We start from the raw sequence: 20,584 nt of genomic DNA on the forward strand, positions 1-20,584 counted from the left end.
CCACAAACGAGCGCTAATTGGTTCTCGTTTAGACACCCTTGACGCGCGAGGCGGAGCTGACACGGCCATGCGTCCACGAGACAAGTTGACTGAATCAATACGTTAACTCGACGCATAGATTCGTGCTTTACTCTTGGCCAAATACGCCTGACGTTCGGCTTCACCAAGATACACATCTGTCCCGCCACACCGTTTCAGCTTCCGCGCCTTACTGCATCAGCCTTGGCAAATTGCTTAAGGGTAGCTGATTAATCATATTAGCGCTTCCTCTTTATTGTCGTTTTTTTGTTCTCCCTGTAGCATATTCAGCTTCTGGCGCAAAATGCGACCAATATGTGCAGTAGGCACAGGCAACTCCATGTCGTAATGTTGGCAAGCGATATCGTGAACTTCGATATTGCCTAACACGTAAGGCTGCCATACCTCCGGCGAAATAGGTTGAGTCCAGGCATTTTGGGCCACTGCTGCCCTAAAAAACAACATGTCACCACCATAAATACGTGGCGAAAAACGTTGAACAAGCTGAACATTATTTTGAAACACTGCACGGGTTTTTTCCCACAAATAATGGCCGGCTTCCGACAGACTGCCTACAGCGTGACGTACAAACAGATGGTAAAAATCGTCTTCGGCGATTTCCGGTTTGTTATCCAGCTGCACATGACCCGGCGTAGCATCAAGCACCGCTAATAACGCGACCCGCTCGCCCTGTTGTTCAAGCTGCGTTGCCATGCTATGGACAACTTTGCCGCCAAATGACCAACCTAGCAGATAGTAAGGCCCCTGCGGCTGAATACAGCGGATTTGCTGAATATAGTCCAGAGCCATCGCCTCGATCGTGAGAGCGGGCGACGAGACACCGTCGAGTCCGCGCGCTTGTAAACCATAGACTGGTTGATCTGCCTCCAAATGGCTTACCAGGCCTCGATAGTGCCAACTTAGCCCAGTAACAGGATGGACACAGAAAAGCGCAGGTCGGGCGCCATGAGGCTGAATCGGCAGTAGTACAGCAAAGGACTCATCCTGCACGTTGTCTTGTGACGATACACGTTGCGCTAGCGCGGCAAGAGTCGGTGCTTCAAACAGGACAGGCATCGGAATGGAGATACCCAAAGCGGCGCGACTCCGGCTAATCATCTGCACCGCGAGCAGCGAATGGCCACCCAACGCGAAGAAATTATCGTGTCGGCTCACTTGCTCCACACCGAGCAATTCGGCCCAGATCTTGGCCAGCGTGATCTCGAGCTCGCCCTGCGGTGCCTCATACGCTTGATGCGCAAACGCGTCAGCGCTGGGTGCTGGCAGCGCGCGGCGATCCAGCTTGCCGTTCGGTGTCAGCGGCAACGCATCGAGCCGCACAAACGCACTGGGCACCATGTACTCGGGCAACGCAGCCGCCACATGCGTGCGCAACGTGCCCGCTAACGCGTCATCAGGATCGGCCACCACATACGCGACGAGCCGTTTATCTTGGCCCTCGCCTATTGCCAATACCACCGCGTCGCGCACCAGCGTATGCTGAGCCAAGCATGTCTCGATCTCACCGAGCTCAATGCGAAAACCCCGGATCTTGACTTGATGATCGTTGCGGCCCAGGAATTCCAAGTTACCGTCCGGTAAATACCGCGCCAAATCCCCCGTCTTGTACATCCGCGCATCGGGCTCAGAGGCGAACGGATCGTGCACAAAACGCTCGGCCGTCAATTCCGGGCGATTTAAATAGCCACGTGCGACCCCGGCGCCACCGATATACAGCTCCCCCACCGTGCCCAGCGGCACCGGCTGGCCATAGCGATCGAGCAGGTAAATGCGCGTGTTCGCGATCGGCCGGCCAATTGGAATGCTTGTATCCTGTGTGACATTGCAAACCTCATACCAGCTCGCATAGGTGACTGTTTCCGTTGGGCCATACACATGTAGCAGATGCCGCGGCTTCGCTTGCTGTAGGACGCGGAACACGCATCGCGGATCCGCATTTTCTCCTCCAAACAACAAGTAATGCAAATCACTAAAAGCCTCAACCTTCTCTTTAACCATCTGGTTAAAGAGCGCCGTCGTCAAAAATAGTACTGTCACACCACTTTGCTTGAGCTTACGGGCCAACGTGGCAGGAGAAAGCAAAGTCTCCCGCTCGATAACCTCGATGCGTGCCCCATTCAACAGCGGTGCCCAGATCTCGAAAGTCGTCGCGTCGAATGCCATGTTCGATGCGAGTGCGAAGACGGCTCCCGGCTCAACTTTTATGTAATCTGTATTTCGCACCAACCGAACCACGCCTTGATGATGAACCATCACCCCTTTGGGCACACCGGTCGAACCCGACGTATAGATCACATATGCCAGATGGCGGGATGTCAGATCTGGCACCACCGGGTTCGTCTCCGCTTGCGCCGGCAGCCGATTCGGGTCCAGCACCATGCGATGAGCCAAAGCCGCGTCACCCAGCGCCACCCGGCCCGCTGCATCGGCCAGCACAATGTCCGGCGCCGCATCCGTGAGAATATGCGCGAGCCGCTCGCCCGGATAACTTGGGTCAAGCGGCACATACGCGCCACCCGCCTTCAGAATCGCCAGCAGCCCCACCACCATCGCCGGGCTACGCTGCACGCAGATCGCCACGCGCGCATCGGGCTGCACACCCAGTTCGATCAACTGATGCGCGAGACGATTCGCCCGGGCATTGAGCTCGGCGTAACTGAGCGTCTGGTTTTCATACACCAGTGCTGTGGCTTCAGGCATGCGCTCCACTTGCGCTTCAAACACCAGCGCTGTCGCCTCGGGCGTGCGCTCCACTTGTGCCTCAAACAGCTGGTGAATACATTGGTGCGCCGGATAGTCCCGCTGCGTCGCGTTCCACGTCTGCAGCAGCAACGTGCGCTCGGCCGGCGACAGCAATTCGACGCGCGTCACCGGATACGCTGCATCAGCGGCCATCGCCTGCAACATCGTCTGCAGATAGCCGACGTGCCGCTCGATCGTCGCGCGATCGAACAGCGCCGTCGCATAGCCTAGCGCACCGACCATCTCCTCGCCAGACTCATACAAGTGCAGGTCCAGATCAAACTTGACCACGTCGTAAGCCCACTTTGCTGGCGTGACCTCTAACGCCGGCAAATCCCACACGGCACGCTCGTTGCTCTGCCACACGAACATCACTTGGAACAGCGGCGTATGATCGAGCCGCCTCGGCGGCTGCACAATCTCCACCACTTGCTCGAACGGCACATCCTGATGCGCTTGCGCCTCCAGTGCCGTGCGCCGCACCCGCTCAAGCAACTGTGTGGCGCTCGGCTCGCCCGACACATCCAGGCGCAACGCCAGCGTGTTCACAAAAAAGCCAATCAACGGCTCAATCTGAGGATGGTGACGATTGGCACTGGCCGTACCAATGACCAGATCGTCTTGCCCCGACAGCCGCGCGAGCACCGCGCTCCACGCAGCCAGCACCGTCATGAATAGCGTCGCGCCTTGCGCTTGGCTCCAACGCTTAAGCGCTTGCGTGGTGAGTGCATCGATCCGAATCGGCACATGCGCGCCGGCAAACGATTGCTGCGCTGGGCGCGGTCGGTCGGTCGGCAACGTCAGCAGCACGGGGGCATCGGCCAGTTGCGTGCGCCAGTACTCACCTTGCGCCTTGAGCCGCTCACCCGAGAGCCACTGACGCTGCCACGCCGCATAATCCGGATATTGGATCGTCAGCGACGGCAGCGGATCCGTCTGTCCGTCACAGGCCGCGCGATACAACGTATTCAATTCGCGCACCAGCACCCCGATTGACCAGCCATCCGACACGATATGGTGCTGCACGAGCAGCATCACGTACTCGTCATCGGCCACTTGAATGCCGCACGCGCGCATCAACGGGCCACAGGCCAGATTGAACGGTGCTTGGGCGGCCTCGGCGCTGAGTTGGGCGAGCTGAGTAGCCGCGTCAGACACGCCGCGCAGGTCATGCCAGGTCATCGGCATCCTTGCCTCGGCGGGCAACAGCTGCACTTGCGGCTGACCGTCAACGCTGACGAACACCGAGCGCAGCGCTTCGTGACGCGCCCATAGCGCATCCAGTGCTTGTTGCCACGCGATGGGGTTCAATGTACCGCGCAGGCGCAATGCCATCGGCATATGATACGTATCGCTCGCACTGTCGAGCTGCGCAAAGAACCACAGCCGTTGCTGCGCGAACGACAGCGGCAGTGCGCCGTCACGCGACACCGGCGTGATCGCGGGTAGCACCGCACCGTCTGACGCGCGTTGCGCCTCGAGTACCGCAGCCAAGCCGGCCAATGTAGGTGCAGCAAACAACGTCGCCAGCGGCAATACGATGCCCAGCGCAGCTACCCGATTCATCAAACGCACCGCCAGTAGTGAATGCCCACCAAGCGCGAAGAAATTGTCGTGCCGACCGACCGGCTCCACACCGAGCAATTCGGTCCAGATCTGAGCCAGCGTGATCTCGAGCTCGCCCTGCGGTGCCTCATACGCTTGATGCGCAAACGCGTCAGCGCTGGGTGCCGGCAACGCTCTCCGATCCAGCTTGCCGTTCGGTGTCAAGGGGAATGCGCCAAGCTGCACGAACGCACTGGGCACCATGTACTCGGGCAACGCGGCCGCCACATGCGTGCGCAACGTGCCTGCTAACGCGTCATCGGGCTCGGCCACCACATACGCGACGAGCCGTTTATCTTGGCCTTCGCCTGTTGCCAGCACGACCGCGTCGCGCACCTGCGCATGCTGAGCCAAGCATGTCTCGATCTCACCGAGCTCAATGCGAAAGCCCCGGATCTTGACTTGATGATCGTTGCGGCCCAGAAATTCCAAGTTACCGTCCAGTCGGTAACGCGCCAGATCACCAGTCTTATACAGCCGCGCATCGGGCTCAATCGAGAACGGATCCGGCACAAAGCGCTCAGCGGTCAACTCTGGGCGGTTCAGATAGCCGCGTGCGACCCCCGCACCACCAATATACAGCTCGCCAACTGCACCTAATGGTACCGGCTGCTGGTGTGTATCCAGGATATAGAGCCGAGTATTGTCAATTGGGCGTCCAATCGTGCGCCAATCGTCATTGACGTGAGTAATCTCATGTATCGTGGCACTAACTGTCGCTTCAGTTGGACCATAACTATTGAACAAACGCGGCCGATGGCCACGGTTTGCAAACCATGCATTCCATGCCGATACGCTTAATGTATCTCCACTGATCATGACTACGCGCACATTGTCTGCAATGGGAACGTCTTCCTGAGCTAATTGTGCCCAAAATTGAACAGGCAGCCCCACTATGCTGACGCGATTGAATTTACACAAAGCCCAAAACTTCCGAGCTTCAGCTAACCACGCATCAGTGCGTAAAACCAATGCCGCACCACAGGTCAAAGTAGAAAAAATTTCTTCTACTGAAGTATCAAAGGCAGGCGAAGCAAATTGCAATCTCCTGTCTCGTATGCCCAAACCAAGTCGCAGAGGTAGTGCCGTAATCTGATTGACAACACCGCTGTGCTGAATTAAGACTCCTTTGGGACGACCCGTGGAACCCGATGTATAGATCACATACGCCAGATGCTGGGCCGTCAGGCCCGCTACCGACGGATTCATGTCCGGCAACGCCGACAGGGTGTCCGGATCGAGCACCGTGCACTCGGCCAGCGCCGCCTCACCCAACGCAGCGCGCCCGGCCGCATCGGCAAGCACAATGCTCGGTGCCGCATCGACGAGGATATGCGCCAAGCGCTCACTCGGATAACTCGGGTCGAGCGGCACATACGCGCCGCCCGCTTTCAAAATCGCCAACAGCCCGACAACCAGCGCTGGACTGCGCTGCACGCAGATCGCCACGCGCGCATCGGGCTGCACACCCAGTTCGATCAACTGATGCGCGAGACGATTCGCCCGGGCATTGAGCTCGGCGTAACTGAGCGTCTGGTCTTCATACACCAGTGCTGTGGCTTCAGGCGTGCGCTCCACCTGCGCTTCAAACAGCTGGTGAATACATTGGTGCGCCGGATAGTCCCGCTGCGTCGCGTTCCACGTCTGCAGCAGCAACGTGCGCTCGGCCGGCGACAGCAATTCGACGCGCGTCACCGGATACGCTGCATCAGCGGCCATCGCCTGCAACATCGTCTGCAGATAGCCGACGTGCCGCTCGATCGTCGCGCGATCGAACAGCGCCGTCGCATAGCCTAGCGCACCGACCATCTCCTCGCCAGACTCATACAAGTGCAGGTCCAGATCAAACTTGACCACGTCGTAAGCCCACTTTGCTGGCGTGACCTCTAACGCCGGCAAATCCCACACGGCACGCTCGTTGCTCTGCCACACGAACATCACTTGGAACAGCGGCGTATGATCGAGCCGCCTCGGCGGCTGCACAATCTCCACCACTTGCTCGAACGGCACATCCTGATGCGCTTGCGCCTCCAGTGCCGTGCGCCGCACCCGCTCAAGCAACTGTGTGGCGCTCGGCTCGCCCGACACATCCAGGCGCAACGCCAGCGTGTTCACAAAAAAGCCAATCAACGGCTCAATCTGAGGATGGTGACGATTGGCACTGGCCGTACCAATGACCAGATCGTCTTGCCCCGACAGCCGCGCGAGCACCGCGCTCCACGCAGCCAGCACCGTCATGAATAGCGTCGCGCCTTGCGCTTGGCTCCAACGCTTAAGCGCTTGCGTGGTGAGTGCATCGATCCGAATCGGCACATGCGCGCCGGCAAACGATTGCTGCGCTGGGCGCGGTCGGTCGGTCGGCAACGTCAGCAGCACCGGGGCATCGGCCAGCTGCGTGCGCCAGTACTCACCTTGCGCCTTGAGCCGCTCACCCGAGAGCCACTGACGCTGCCACGCCGCATAATCCGGATATTGGATCGTCAGCGACGGCAGCGGATCCGTCTGTCCGTCACAGGCCGCGCGATACAACGTATTCAATTCGCGCACCAGCACGCCGACCGACCAGCCATCCGACACGATATGGTGCTGCACGAGCAGCATCACGTACTCGTCATCGGCCACTTGAATGCCACACGCGCGCATCAACGGGCCACAGGCCAGATTGAACGGTGCTTGGGCGGCCTCGGCACTGAGTTGGGCGAGCTGAGTAGCCGCGTCAGACACGCCGCGCAGGTCATGCCAGGTCATCGGCATCCCTGCCTCGGCGGGCAACAGCTGCACTTGCGGCTGACCGTCAACGCTGACGAACACCGAGCGCAGCGCTTCGTGACGCGCCCATAGCGCATCCAGTGCTTGTTGCCACGCGATGGGGTTCAATGTACCGCGCAGGCGCAATGCCATCGGCATATGATACGTATCGCTCGCACTGTCGAGCTGCGCAAAGAACCACAGCCGTTGCTGCGCGAACGACAGCGGCAGTGCGCCGTCACGCGAAACCGGCGTGATCGCGGGTAGCGCCGCACCGTCTGACGCGCGTTGCGCCTCGAGTACCGCAGCCAAGCCGGCCAATGTGGGGGCAGCAAACAACGTCGCCAGCGGCAATACGATGCCCAGCGCAGCTACCCGATTCATCAAACGCACCGCCAGTAGTGAATGCCCACCGAGCGCGAAGAAATTGTCGTGCCGACCGACCGGCTCCACACCGAGCAATTCGGACCAAATCTGAGCCAGCGTGATCTCGAGCTCGCCCTGCGGTACCTCATACGCCTGGTGCGCAAACGCGTCAGCGCTGGGTGCTGGCAGCGCGCGGCGATCCAGCTTGCCGTTCGGTGTCAAGGGGAATGCGCCAAGCTGCACGAACGCACTGGGCACCATGTACTCGGGCAACGCGGCCGCCACATGCGTGCGCAACGTGCCTGCTAACGCGTCATCGGGCTCGGCCACCACATACGCGACGAGCCGTTTATCTTGGCCTTCGCCTGTTGCCAGCACGACCGCGTCGCGCACCTGCGCATGCTGAGCCAGGCACGCCTCGATCTCACCGAGCTCAATGCGAAAGCCCCGGATCTTGACTTGATGATCGTTGCGGCCCAAAAATTCCAAGTTTCCATCGGGCAAGTAGCGCGCCAAATCCCCCGTCTTGTACATCCGCGCATCGGGCTCAGAGGCGAACGGATCGCGCACAAAACGCTCGGCCGTCAATTCCGGGCGATTTAAATAGCCACGTGCCACCCCGGCGCCACCGATATACAGCTCCCCCACCGCGCCCAGCGGCACCGGCTGGCCATAGCGATCGAGCAGGTAAATGCGCGTGTTCGCGATCGGCCGGCCAATTGGAATGCTTGTATCCTGTGTGACATTGCACACCTCATACCAGCTCGCATAGGTGACTGTTTCCGTTGGGCCATACACATGTAGCAGATGCCGCGGCTTCGCTTGCTGTAGGACGCGGAACACGCATCGCGGATCCGCATTTTCTCCTCCAAACAACAAGTAATGCAGATCACTAAATGCCTCAACCTTCTCTTTAACCATCTGGTTAAAGAGCGCCGTCGTCAAAAATAATACTGTCACACCACTTTGCTTGAGCTTACGGGCCAACATGGCAGGAGAAAGCAAAGTCTCCCGCTCGATAACCTCGATGCGTGCCCCATTCAACAGCGGTGCCCAGATCTCGAAAGTCGTCGCGTCGAATGCCATGTTCGATGCGAGTGCGAAGACGGCTCCCGGCTCAACCTTTATGTAATCTGTATTTCGCACCAACCGAACCACGCCTTGATGATGAACCATCACCCCTTTGGGCACACCGGTCGAACCCGACGTATAGATCACATACGCCAGATGCCGGGCCGTCAGGCCCGCTACCGACGGATTCATGTCCGGCAACGCCGGCACGGTAGCCGGATCGAGCACCGTGCACTCGGCCAGCGCCGCCTCACCCAACGCAGCGCGCCCGGCCGCATCGGCAAGCACAATGCTCGGTGCCGCATCGACGAGGATATGCGCCAAGCGCTCACTCGGATAGGCGGGATCGAGCGGCACATACGCGCCACCCGCCTTCAGGATCGCCAGCAGCCCCACCACCATCGCCGGGCTGCGCTGCACGCAGATCGCCACCCGGGCATCCGGCACAACACCCAGTTCGATCAACTGATGCGCGAGACGATTCGCCCGGGCATTGAGCTCGGCGTAACTCAGCGTCTGGTCTTCATACACCAGTGCTGTGGCTTCAGGCGTGCGCTCCACCTGCGCTTCAAACAGCTGGTGAATACATTGGTGCGCCGGATAGTCCCGCTGCGTCGCGTTCCACGTCTGCAGCAACAACGTGCGCTCGGCCGGCGACAGCAATTCGACGCGCGTCACCGGATACGCTGCGTCAGCAGCCATCGCCTGCAACATCGTCTGCAAATACCCGACGTGTCGCTCGATCGTCTCGCGATCGAACAGCGCCGTCGCATAGCCTAGCGCGCCGACCATCTCCTCGCCAGACTCATACAAGTGCAGGTCCAGATCGAACTTGACCACATCGTAAGCCCAATCCGCTGGTGTGACCTCTACCTCCGGCAAATCCCACACGGCACGCTCGTTGCTCTGCCACACGAACATCACTTGAAACAGCGGCGTATGATCAAGCCGCCTCGGCGGCTGCACAATCTCCACCACTTGCTCGAACGGCACATCCTGATGCGCTTGCGCTTCCAGCGTCGTGCGCCGCACCCGCTCAAGCAGCTGTGTGGCGCTCGGCTCGCCCGACACATCCATGCGCAACGCCAGCGTGTTCACAAAAAAGCCAATCAATGGCTCAATCTGAGGATGGTGACGATTGGCGCTTGCCGTGCCAATGACCAGATCCCCCTGCCCCGACAGCCGCGCGAGCACCGCGCTCCACGCCGCGAGCACCGTCATGAATAGCGTCGCGCCTTGCGCTTGGCTCCAACGCTTGAGCGCTTGCGTGGTTTGCGCATCGATCTGAATCGGCACGTAGGCCCCTTCGAACGATTGCTGCGCCGGGCGCGGTCGGTCGGTCGGCAACGTCAGCAGCACCGGGGCATCGGCCAGCTGCGTGCGCCAGTACTCACTTTGCGCCTTGAGCCGCTCGCCCGAGAGCCACTGACGCTGCCACGCCGCATAATCCGGATATTGGATCGTCAGCGACGGCAGCGGATCTGTCTGTCCGTCACAGGCCGCGCGATACAACGTATTCAATTCGCGCACCAGCACGCCGATTGACCAGCCATCCGACACGATATGGTGCTGCACGAGCAGCATCACGTACTCGTCATCGGCCACTTGAATGCCGCACGCGCGCATCAACGGGCCACGGGCCAGATCGAACGGCGCTTGGCCCGCCTTGGCGCTGAGTTGGGCGAGCTGAGTAGCCGCGTCAGACACGCCGCGCAGGTCATGCCAGGTCATCGGCATCCCTGCCTCGGCGGGCAACAGCTGCACCTGCGGCTGACCGTCAACGCTGACGAACACCGAGCGCAGCGCTTCGTGACGCGCCCATAGCGCATCCAGTGCTTGTTGCCACACGATGGGGTTCAATGTACCGCGCAGGCGCAATGCCATCGGCATATGATACGTATCGCTCGCACTATCGAGCTGCGCAAAAAACCACAGCCGTTGCTGCGCGAACGACAGCGGCAGTGCACCGTCACGCGAGACCGGCGTGATCGCGGGTAGCGCCGCACCGTCTGACGCGCATTGCGCCTCGAGTACCGCAGCCAAGCCGGCCAATGTGGGGGCAGCAAACAACGTCGCCAGCGGCAATGTGATGCCCAGCGCAGCTACCCGATTCATCAAACGCACCGCGAGCAGCGAATGACCACCCAACGCGAAGAAATTGTCGTGCCGACCGACTCGTTCGACACCCAGCAACTCGCTCCAGATCGCCGCTAGCGTGGTCTCGAGCTCGCTCTGCGGCGCTTCATACACTTGCAACGCAAAAGCCGCGCCATCTGGCGCCGGCAGCGCACGCTGGTTCAGCTTGCCACTCAGCGTCAAAGGCAGCGTGTCAAGCTGCACGAACGCGACCGGCACCATGTAATCCGGCAGCGTTTGGCTAAGATAGGCTTTGAGCTCAACCGGGGTTAGCGACCCACCGTCAGCCGCGACCCAATAGGCCACCAAACGTCTGTCACCCGGACAATCCTCGCGCGACACCACCACTGACTGCGCGATGCTCGGATGCTTGGCCAATGCCGCTTCGATTTCCCCAGGTTCGATGCGAAAGCCCCGAATCTTGATCTGCTGATCCACGCGGCCGATATATTCCAACTGCCCATCCGAGCGCCATCTTGCCAGGTCTCCTGTTCGGTATAGCCGTTCGCCGGGTTCAAATGGGCTCGGTATAAAGCGTTCGGCACTCAGCTCAGGTTGATTGATATAGCCACGCGCCACCCCCGCACCCGCAATATACAACTCGCCCGTCACTCCTGGCGGCATAAGCTCCAAATGCTGCCCCAGCACATAGACTCGCACATTGGGCACCGGCCGACCGATCGGCACCCTTCCTTCCTGCTGGGCGTCGGCCTTGAACCACGTTGACGCCATCGTGCATTCGCTGGGACCGTATTGATTGACCACCGTTACTTGACGGCCAAACGCCTTGTGTACCTGTTCACATACACTTGCCTCCAGCGGCTCACCAGAGGTCAGGATAGTATTCAACGACGATGCAATGGGGCCCTTCGGTACGGTTTCACAAAGACTACGCAAAAAGCTTGGTGTGATACTCAGCAGTTTCGTCACCGACCTTTCGCGAATCGCTGATAGATAGCGGCCTGGCTCTTTCGCCTGCTCATTGGGCACGATGATCACGCGCGCGCCTGCTGCCAACGGACCAAACAAGTCGCGCACACAGGGGTCAAAGGCAAGACCCGTAATATTTAAAATAGTATCCGCACACGTGATGGCGTAATGGCGAGTCAGAAAACTTAAATAATTGACAACGCCACGATGCGAATGCATCACGCCTTTAGGCTGCCCTGTCGAACCCGAGGTATAAATAATGTAAGCAAGATGCTCGGCGGTGACTCCACTGTCCAGTCGTGTCTTGGGACACGCGGCAATCTTGGCCCAGTCCGTATCCAAGTAAATACGTCGTGCCTGGATTTCAGGCAGCCTCGCTTCAAGGTGGGATTGCGTCACCAACACCGCGACGCTCGCCTGGCGCAACATAGACGCTAAGCGCTCGGCCGGATGGCTGGGGTCCAGCGGCAAATACGCGCCGCCCGCCTTCAGAATGCCTAATAGGCCAATGATTGCCTCAAGCGAGCGCTCGGCGCATAACCCCACCACGACTTCCGGACCCACATCTAAGGTACTAAGGTAATGCGCCAGTTGATTTGCCCTATCGTTTAATTGCGCATAGCTCAGCGTCTGATCCTCATAGACCAATGCCGTTGCATCCGGCGTGCGCTCCACCTGTGCTTCGAACAATTGGTGAATACACCGATGCGATGGATAATTCTGTTGCGTCGCGTTCCACGTCTGCAGCAACAACGTGCGCTCGGCCGGCGACAGCAATTCGACGCGCGTCACCGGGTGCGATGTGTCAGCGGCCATCGCCTGCAACATCGTTTTCAGATAGCCGACGTGCCGCTCGATCGTCGCGTGATCGAACAACGCCGTCGCATAGTGCAGAACGCCGATCATCTCTCCACCGGCTTCATGCATGTGCAGGTTCAAATCGAACTTGGCCACCTCGTGATCCCGGCCAGCGGACGTGACCTCCAGCCCCGGCAAGGCCCACGTGCCGCGCTCGTTGCTCTGCCACACGAACATCACTTGAAACAGCGGCGTATGATCAAGCCGCCTCGGCGGCTGCACAATCTCCACCACTTGCTCGAACGGCACATCCTGATGCGCTTGCGCCTCCAGTGCCGTGCGCCGCACCCGCTCAAGCAACTGTGCCGCGCTCGGCTCGCCCGACACATCCATGCGCAACGCCAGCGTGTTCACAAAAAAGCCAATCAACGGCTCAATCTGAGGATGGTGACGATTGGCACTTGCCGTGCCAATGACCAGATCCTCCTGCCCCGACAGCCGCGCGAGCACCGCGCTCCACGCGGCCAACACCGTCATGAATAGCGTCGCGCCTTGCGCTTGGCTCCAACGCTTGAGCGCTTGCGTGGTTTGCGCATCGATCCGAATCGGCACATGCGCGCCGGCAAACGATTGCTGCGCCGGACGCGGTCGGTCGGTCGGCAACGTCAGCAGCACCGGGGCATCGGCCAGCTGCGTGCGCCAGTATTCACTTTGCGCCTTGAGCCGCTCGCCCGAGAGCCACTGACGCTGCCACGCCGCATAATCCGGATATTGGATCGTCAGCGCCGGCAGCGGATCCGTCTGTCCGTCACAGGCCGCGCGATACAACGTATTCAATTCGCGCACCAGCACCCCGATTGACCAGCCATCCGACACGATATGGTGCTGCACGAGCAGCATCACGTACTCGTCATCGGCCACTTGAATGCCGCACGCGCGCATCAGCGGGTCACAGGCCAGATTGAACGGTGCTTGGGCGGCCTCGGCGCTGAGTTGGGCGAGCTGAGTAGCCGCGTCAGACACGCCGCGCAGATCATGCCAGGTCATCGGCATCCCTGCCTCGGCGGGCAACAGCTGCACCTGCGGCTGACCGTCAACGCTGACGAACACCGAGCGCAGCGCTTCGTGACGCGCCCATAGCGCATCCAGTGCTTGTTGCCACGCGATGGGGTTCAATGTACCGCGCAGGCGCAATGCCATCGGCATATGATACGTATCGCTCACACTATCAAGCTGCGCAAAGAACCACAGCCGTTGCTGCGCGAACGACAGCGGCAACGCACCATCACGCGACACCGGTGTGATCGCGGGTGGCGCCGCACCGTCTGACGTACGCTGCCTGTTCAGCGCAGCGGCCAGGCCGGCCAGCGTCGGGGCAGCAAACAGGGTCGTCAGCGGCAATGCGATGCCCAGCGCAGCTACCCGGTTCATTAAGCGCACCGCGAGCAACGAATGGCCACCGAGCGCGAAGAAATTGTCGTGCCGACCGACCGGCTCCACACCGAGCAATTCGGACCAAATCTGAGCCAGCGTGATCTCGAGCTCGCCCTGCGGTGCCTCATACGCTTGATGCGCAAACGCGTCAGCGCTGGGCGCCGGCAACGCTCGCCGGTCCAGCTTGCCGTTTGGCGTCAGCGGCAATGCATCGAGTCGCACAAACGCACCGGGCACCATGTACTCGGGCAACGCGGCCGCCACATGCGTGCGCAACGTGCCCGCTAACGCATCATCAGGATCGGCCACCACATACGCAACTAGCCGTTTATCTTGGCCTTCGCCCCTGGCCAGCACAACCGCGTCGTGCACCTGCGTATGCTGAGCCAAGCATGTCTCGATCTCACCGAGCTCAATGCGAAAACCCCGGATCTTGACTTGATGATCGTTGCGGCCCAGGAATTCCAAATTACCGTCTGGTAAATACCGCGCCAGGTCCCCTGTCTTGTACATCCGCGCATCGGGCTCAGAGGCGAACGGATCGCGCACAAAACGCTCGGCCGTCAATTTGGGGCGATTTAAATAGCCACGTGCCACCCCGGCGCCACCGATATACAGCTCGCCGACTGTTCCCAATGGCACCGGCTGGCCGTGCGCATCAAGCAGATAAATCCTTGTGTTCGCAATCGGCCGGCCAATCGAGACCTCACCGCTGAAGTCACGTGCACCACGCCATACTGTGGCACAAACGGTTGCCTCCGTGGGACCATAGGCATTCAAGACCGTGCCTTGATCGGCCAAGTCTCGAACCAACGTTGCACTGGGCGCTTCACCTGCCAAAATCAGCGTCAAGGACGGCCCAAGGCTGGGCAAATCTGCACCATGTTGAAGCAGTGCAGGCGGTAAAGTCGCGTGCGTAATCGCATGGCTTGCCAAATAGTCCCACAGAGCATGCCGATCCTGCCGGGCCGTCTCGGGTGGCAGATACAACGCTGCACCGCTGCCAAAGGCCATCAAGATTTCAAATGCACTCGCATCAAAGCTGAACGACGCAAACTGCAAAACACGGCTGGCTGGCTGCCCCCCAAAACAGGCTATCTGCGCCAGAGCAAGGTTCACCACGCCCCGATGCTCGACCATCACTCCTTTGGGCGTGCCGGTCGAGCCAGACGTATAGATCACATACGCCAGATGCCGGGCCGTCAGGCCCGCTACCGACGGATTCATGTCCGGCAACGCCGGCACGGTAGCCGGATCGAGCACCGTGCACTCGGCCAGCGCCGCCTCACCCAACGCAGCGCGCCCGGCCGCATCGGCAAGCACAATGCTCGGTGCCGCATCGACGAGGATATGCGCCAAGCGCTCACTCGGATAGGCGGGATCGAGCGGCACATACGCGCCACCCGCCTTCAGGATCGCCAGCAGCCCCACCACCATCGCCGGGCTGCGCTGCACGCAGATCGCCACCCGGGCATCCGGCACAACACCCAGTTCGATCAACTGATGCGCGAGACGATTCGCCCGGGCATTGAGCTCGGCGTAACTCAGCGTCTGGTCTTCATACACCAGTGCTGTGGCTTCAGGCGTGCGCTCCACCTGCGCTTCAAACAGCTGGTGAATACATTGGTGCGCCGGATAGTCCCGCTGCGTCGCGTTCCACGTCTGCAGCAACAACGTGCGCTCGGCCGGCGACAGCAATTCGACGCGCGTCACCGGATACGCTGCGTCAGCAGCCATCGCCTGCAACATCGTCTGCAAATACCCGACGTGTCGCTCGATCGTCTCGCGATCGAACAGCGCCGTCGCATAGCCTAGCGCGCCGACCATCTCCTCGCCAGACTCATACAAGTGCAGGTCCAGATCGAACTTGACCACATCGTAAGCCCAATCCGCTGGTGTGACCTCTACCTCCGGCAAATCCCACACGGCACGCTCGTTGCTCTGCCACACGAACATCACTTGAAACAGCGGCGTATGATCAAGCCGCCTCGGCGGCTGCACAATCTCCACCACTTGCTCGAACGGCACATCCTGATGCGCTTGCGCCTCCAGTGCCGTGCGCCGCACCCGCTCAAGCAGCTGTGTGGCGCTCGGCTCGCCCGACACATCCATGCGCAACGCCAGCGTGTTCACAAAAAAGCCAATCAATGGCTCAATCTGAGGATGGTGACGATTGGCGCTTGCCGTGCCAATGACCAGATCCCCCTGCCCCGACAGCCGCGCGAGCACCGCGCTCCACGCCGCGAGCACCGTCATGAATAGCGTCGCGCCTTGCGCTTGGCTCCAACGCTTGAGCGCTTGCGTGGTTTGCGCATCGATCTGAATCGGCACGTAGGCCCCTTCGAACGATTGCTGCGCCGGGCGCGGTCGGTCGGTCGGCAACGTCAGCAGCACCGGGGCATCGGCCAGCTGCGTGCGCCAGTACTCACTTTGCGCCTTGAGCCGCTCGCCCGAGAGCCACTGACGCTGCCACGCCGCATAATCCGGATATTGGATCGTCAGCGACGGCAGCGGATCTGTCTGTCCGTCACAGGCCGCGCGATACAACGTATTCAATTCGCGCACCAGCACGCCGATTGACCAGCCATCCGACACGATATGGTGCTGCACGAGCAGCATCACGTACTCGTCATCGGCCACTTGAATGCCGCACGCGCGCATCAACGGGCCGCAGGCCAGGTCGAACGGTGCTTGGGCGGCCTCGGCGCGCAGTTGCACCAACTGCGCCTGCGCGTCGCGCACGCCGCGCAGATCATGCCAGGTCATCGGCATCCCTGCTTCGGCGGGCAACAGCTGCACCTGCGGCTGACCGTCAACGCTGACGAACACCGAGCGCAGCGCTTCGTGACGCGCCCATAGCGCATCCAGTGCTTGTTGCCACACGATGGGGTTCAATGTACCGCGCAGGCGCAATGCCATCGACATATGATACGTATCGCTCCCCCCATCGAGCTGCGCGAGGAACCACAGCCGTTGCTGCGCGAACGACAGCGGCAGTGCGCCGTCACGCGACACCGGCGTGATCGCGGGTAGCGCCGCACCGTCTGACGCGCGTTGCGCCTCGAGTACCGCAGCCAAGCCGGCCAATGTGGGGGCAGCAAACAACGTCGCCAGCGGCAATGCGATGCCCAGCGCAGCTACCCGATTCATCAAACGCACCGCGAGCAGCGAATGACCACCCAACGCGAAGAAATTGTCGTGCCGACCGACCGGCTCCACACCGAGCAATTCGGACCAAATCTGAGCCAGCGTGGTCTCGAGCTCGCCTTGTGGTGCCTCATACGCCTGGTGCGCAAACGCGTCAGCGCTGGGTGCCGGCAACGCTCTCCGGTCCAGCTTGCCGTTCGGTGTCAAGGGGAATGCGTCAAGCTGCACAAATGCACTGGGCACCATGTACTCGGGCAATGCGGCCGCCACATGCGTGCGCAACGTGCCCGCTAACGCGTCATCAGGATCGGCCACCACATACGCGACTAGCCGTTTATCTTGGCCTTCGCCTGTTGCCAGCACAACCGCGTCGCGCACCTGCGCATGCTGAGTCAAGCACGCCTCGATCTCACCGAGCTCAATGCGAAAACCCCGGATCTTGACTTGATGATCGTTGCGGCCCAGGAATTCCAAATTACCGTCCGGTAAATACCGCGCCAAATCCCCTGTCTTGTACATCCGCGCATCGGGCTCAGAGGCGAACGGATCGCGCACAAAACGCTCGGCCGTCAATTCGGGGCGATTTAAATAGCCGCGTGCCACCCCGGCGCCACCGATATACAGCTCCCCTACCGTGCCCAGCGGCACCGGCTGACCGTAGCGATCGAGCAGGTAAATGCGCGTGTTCGCGATCGGCCGGCCAATTGGAATGCTGACGATGTCTTCCCGAATAGCGTTAATTCTATACGTCGTTGTAAACGTCGTACTTTCGGTTGGGCCATACCCGTTAATCAGTTGCTGAGGTGGCGTACCCTTTAACACTTGCGCCACCACGCTGGCATCCAGTGCATCTCCTCCTACAATCAATGCTTTGAGTTGCGGAAAAACCGGCCCTAGTTCTATAAACAACTGATTAAATAGCCCAACGGTGAGCCACAAAATGCTAATGCGCTGTTCCCGCAAGGTTTGAGCAAAAGCAGCGGGATTGAGCACCGTGTCGCGACTGATAACGACAGCCGTGGCACCGTTGAGTAGCGGAGCCCAGACTTCAAAGGTACTCGCGTCAAATGCTGGGTTGGCTGCAAGCGCCACACGATCAGCAGCCCCAACATCGAGATAACCATTATTGATGACCAGTCGGGCAATGGAGCGATGCTCGACCATCACGCCCTTGGGCACACCGGTCGAACCGGACGTATAGATCACATATGCCAGATGGCGGGACGTGAGTGCCGGCACCGACGGATTCGTCTCTGCTCGCGCCGGCAGCCTATTCGGATCGAGCACCGTGCGATGAGCCAAGGCCGCTTCGCCCAACGCCGCCCGGCCCGCTGCATCGACCAGCACAATGTCCGGCGCCGCATCCGCGAGAATATGCGCGAGCCGCTCGCCCGGATAATTTGGATCGATCGGCACATACGCCCCACCCGCTTTCAAAATCGCCAGCAGCCCCACCACCGTCGCCGGGCTGCGCTGCATGCAGATCGCCACGCGCGCATCCGGCACAACACCCAGTTCGATCAACTGATGCGCGAGACGATTCGCCCGGGCATTGAGCTCGGCGTAACTGAGCGTCTGGTCTTCATACACCAGTGCTGTGGCTTCAGGCGTGCGCTCCACCTGCGCTTCAAACAGTTGATGAATGCACCGATGTGAGGGGTAATCGCGTTGCGTCGCGTTCCATTCGATCAGCAGTCGATGCCGCTCCTCAATATCGAGCAGATTTATTTCACCAATTGGTTGCGTAACGTCAGCGGCCAGCGCTTGCATAAACCGGACAAACCGACACCGATGCGCCTCAAGCTCTTCCGCCGTGTAGCATGCAGGATTCACGTCAAAATCAATCCGTAATTGAGGGTTATCTGGCGTCCAATAGACCGCAAGCATCAAATCCTCGACCGGACCATTGAGCAGATTATGATTCGACGACGGATAACCATCGAACAATAGATCGTAGTCAAACGGCATCACGTTGACTGCGGCGCCAAATAGTGCTTGTCCAGGCATGAGCTCAAGCTTGCGCCGCAGCGCCTCGCTCGGATAACGTTGATACCGGAAGCCACGTTGGATCTGCGCAGCCTGCTGCAGCAACGATGCTAAGGCCATCTTCGTTTCGAACGTGAACCGCAGTGGAACTGTATTAGAAACCACACCAGGAATATGTCGATTCGCGCCTAGGCGAGCGGTCACCGGCAAGCCTAGCGCCACATCTTGGGCTCCGGTCATCCGATGCAAATACGCAGCCAACGCGGCCGTTAGAAACTGGGCTAGCCGACCCACATCTGACGCAGCGTCGCCCAGCACCTGGGTCGCCAGGTAAGCTGTCTGACGCAACCGGTGCTGTAAAGCCGGGGCGGCACGATTTGCCAGCGTCGCAGGCTCAGGCCAATGGGCACAGTGCTTGAGCCAATACGCTTCGTCTTGCGCCCGTTGGGCCGAGGTCTGATACTGCGCATCGCTTTCTAGCAGCTTCAGCACCGAGCCCAACGTACAGGGCGCGGGCGCCTCTCCCACGCGCAGCGCGCTGTACACGTGTGCAACACGTTGCGCGATCAGGGAAAACGCATACCCATCCATGATGATATGATGAGTGCGCTGATACCAAATCCACTGCGCGGGCCCCACTTTCAGCAACGCATAGCAAAAAAGCGGTCCCTGCAACACATTCACCGGCTGCTGATAATCGGCCCGCATCCACGCCTGGGCCGCCGCCTGTGGATCCGCTTTTGCCGTCAGATCCAGCACCGGCATCGACCATGCCAGTGAGCCGATCCTCTGCCGCAGACCCGCTTCACTTTCAACAAATTGCAAGCGCAAGCTGTCGGCTTCATCGATCACCTGCCGCAATGCCGCCTCAAACACCGTGGGATCGATCGCACCTTCAATGACCGTGTACTGGGCGATGTTGTAGACCGGGCTGTCGGAATGAAGCTGCTGGGCAAGCCAGATCTCCGTTTGCGCCGAAGAAAGGGGGTAAGTGGTTAGAGAAACCGCGCCAGCAGACATCACATGGACTCCAAATTTGATCAATGATTTATTCGATTTCAAGAGCGTGAGTCCACCTATCCCCTCACGCATTACATACAACCGCCTCGTCTCCGGGCAATCGCTTTGGTTTACCGCGGGGTGTCTTCGCCAAGCTGATCCGGATCAAGTCCGTACCCCGTTTTCATCGTTCTCACCTGGCTTTTCCGGCGGAATCGGACATTATTTGAGTGACCAGTTCTTGTCAACAAATTGAAAGCCATTCGGTAATTCCGCGCTTATTATTAAGATATTTAACTAATATCGGTAAATTTTACAGAACATGGATGACGGATTCTTGTCTCTGATTGCTTCGCGGCAAGTAGGTAATCACGCGACGCAGTGGGAATTACCTAGGAAAATTGAAATGAATGCGTCCCACCCGTGAAGGCAGAAAGAGGAGTAAGGTGGATCTCACGGGCCCGCGGCACCGAAGTGCCGAAGTGGAAAATGCACGCATTTCTCAGCAGCCGGGAAGACCCACAAATGAATTGCACTCCAGTAATTGGTGTGGATATCGCAAAGGCCGTGTTTGTGCGGCCTG

At 59.9% G+C, this 20,584-nt stretch carries 1 protein-coding gene; it reads right to left on the minus strand.

Features of this window, described 5'->3' with window-relative positions; translation table 11 throughout:
• Positions 1-252: 252 nt before the first annotated feature.
• Positions 253-20,094: a non-ribosomal peptide synthase/polyketide synthase gene (locus RA167_RS14365; protein WP_076788272.1), complete on the minus strand. Its 19,842-nt coding sequence runs from the start codon at positions 20,092-20,094 to the stop codon at positions 253-255.
• Between the last annotated feature and the right edge of the window lie 490 nt (positions 20,095-20,584).

It is taken from the genome of Mycetohabitans endofungorum (assembly GCF_037477895.1).
Classification (GTDB): Bacteria; Pseudomonadota; Gammaproteobacteria; order Burkholderiales; family Burkholderiaceae; genus Mycetohabitans.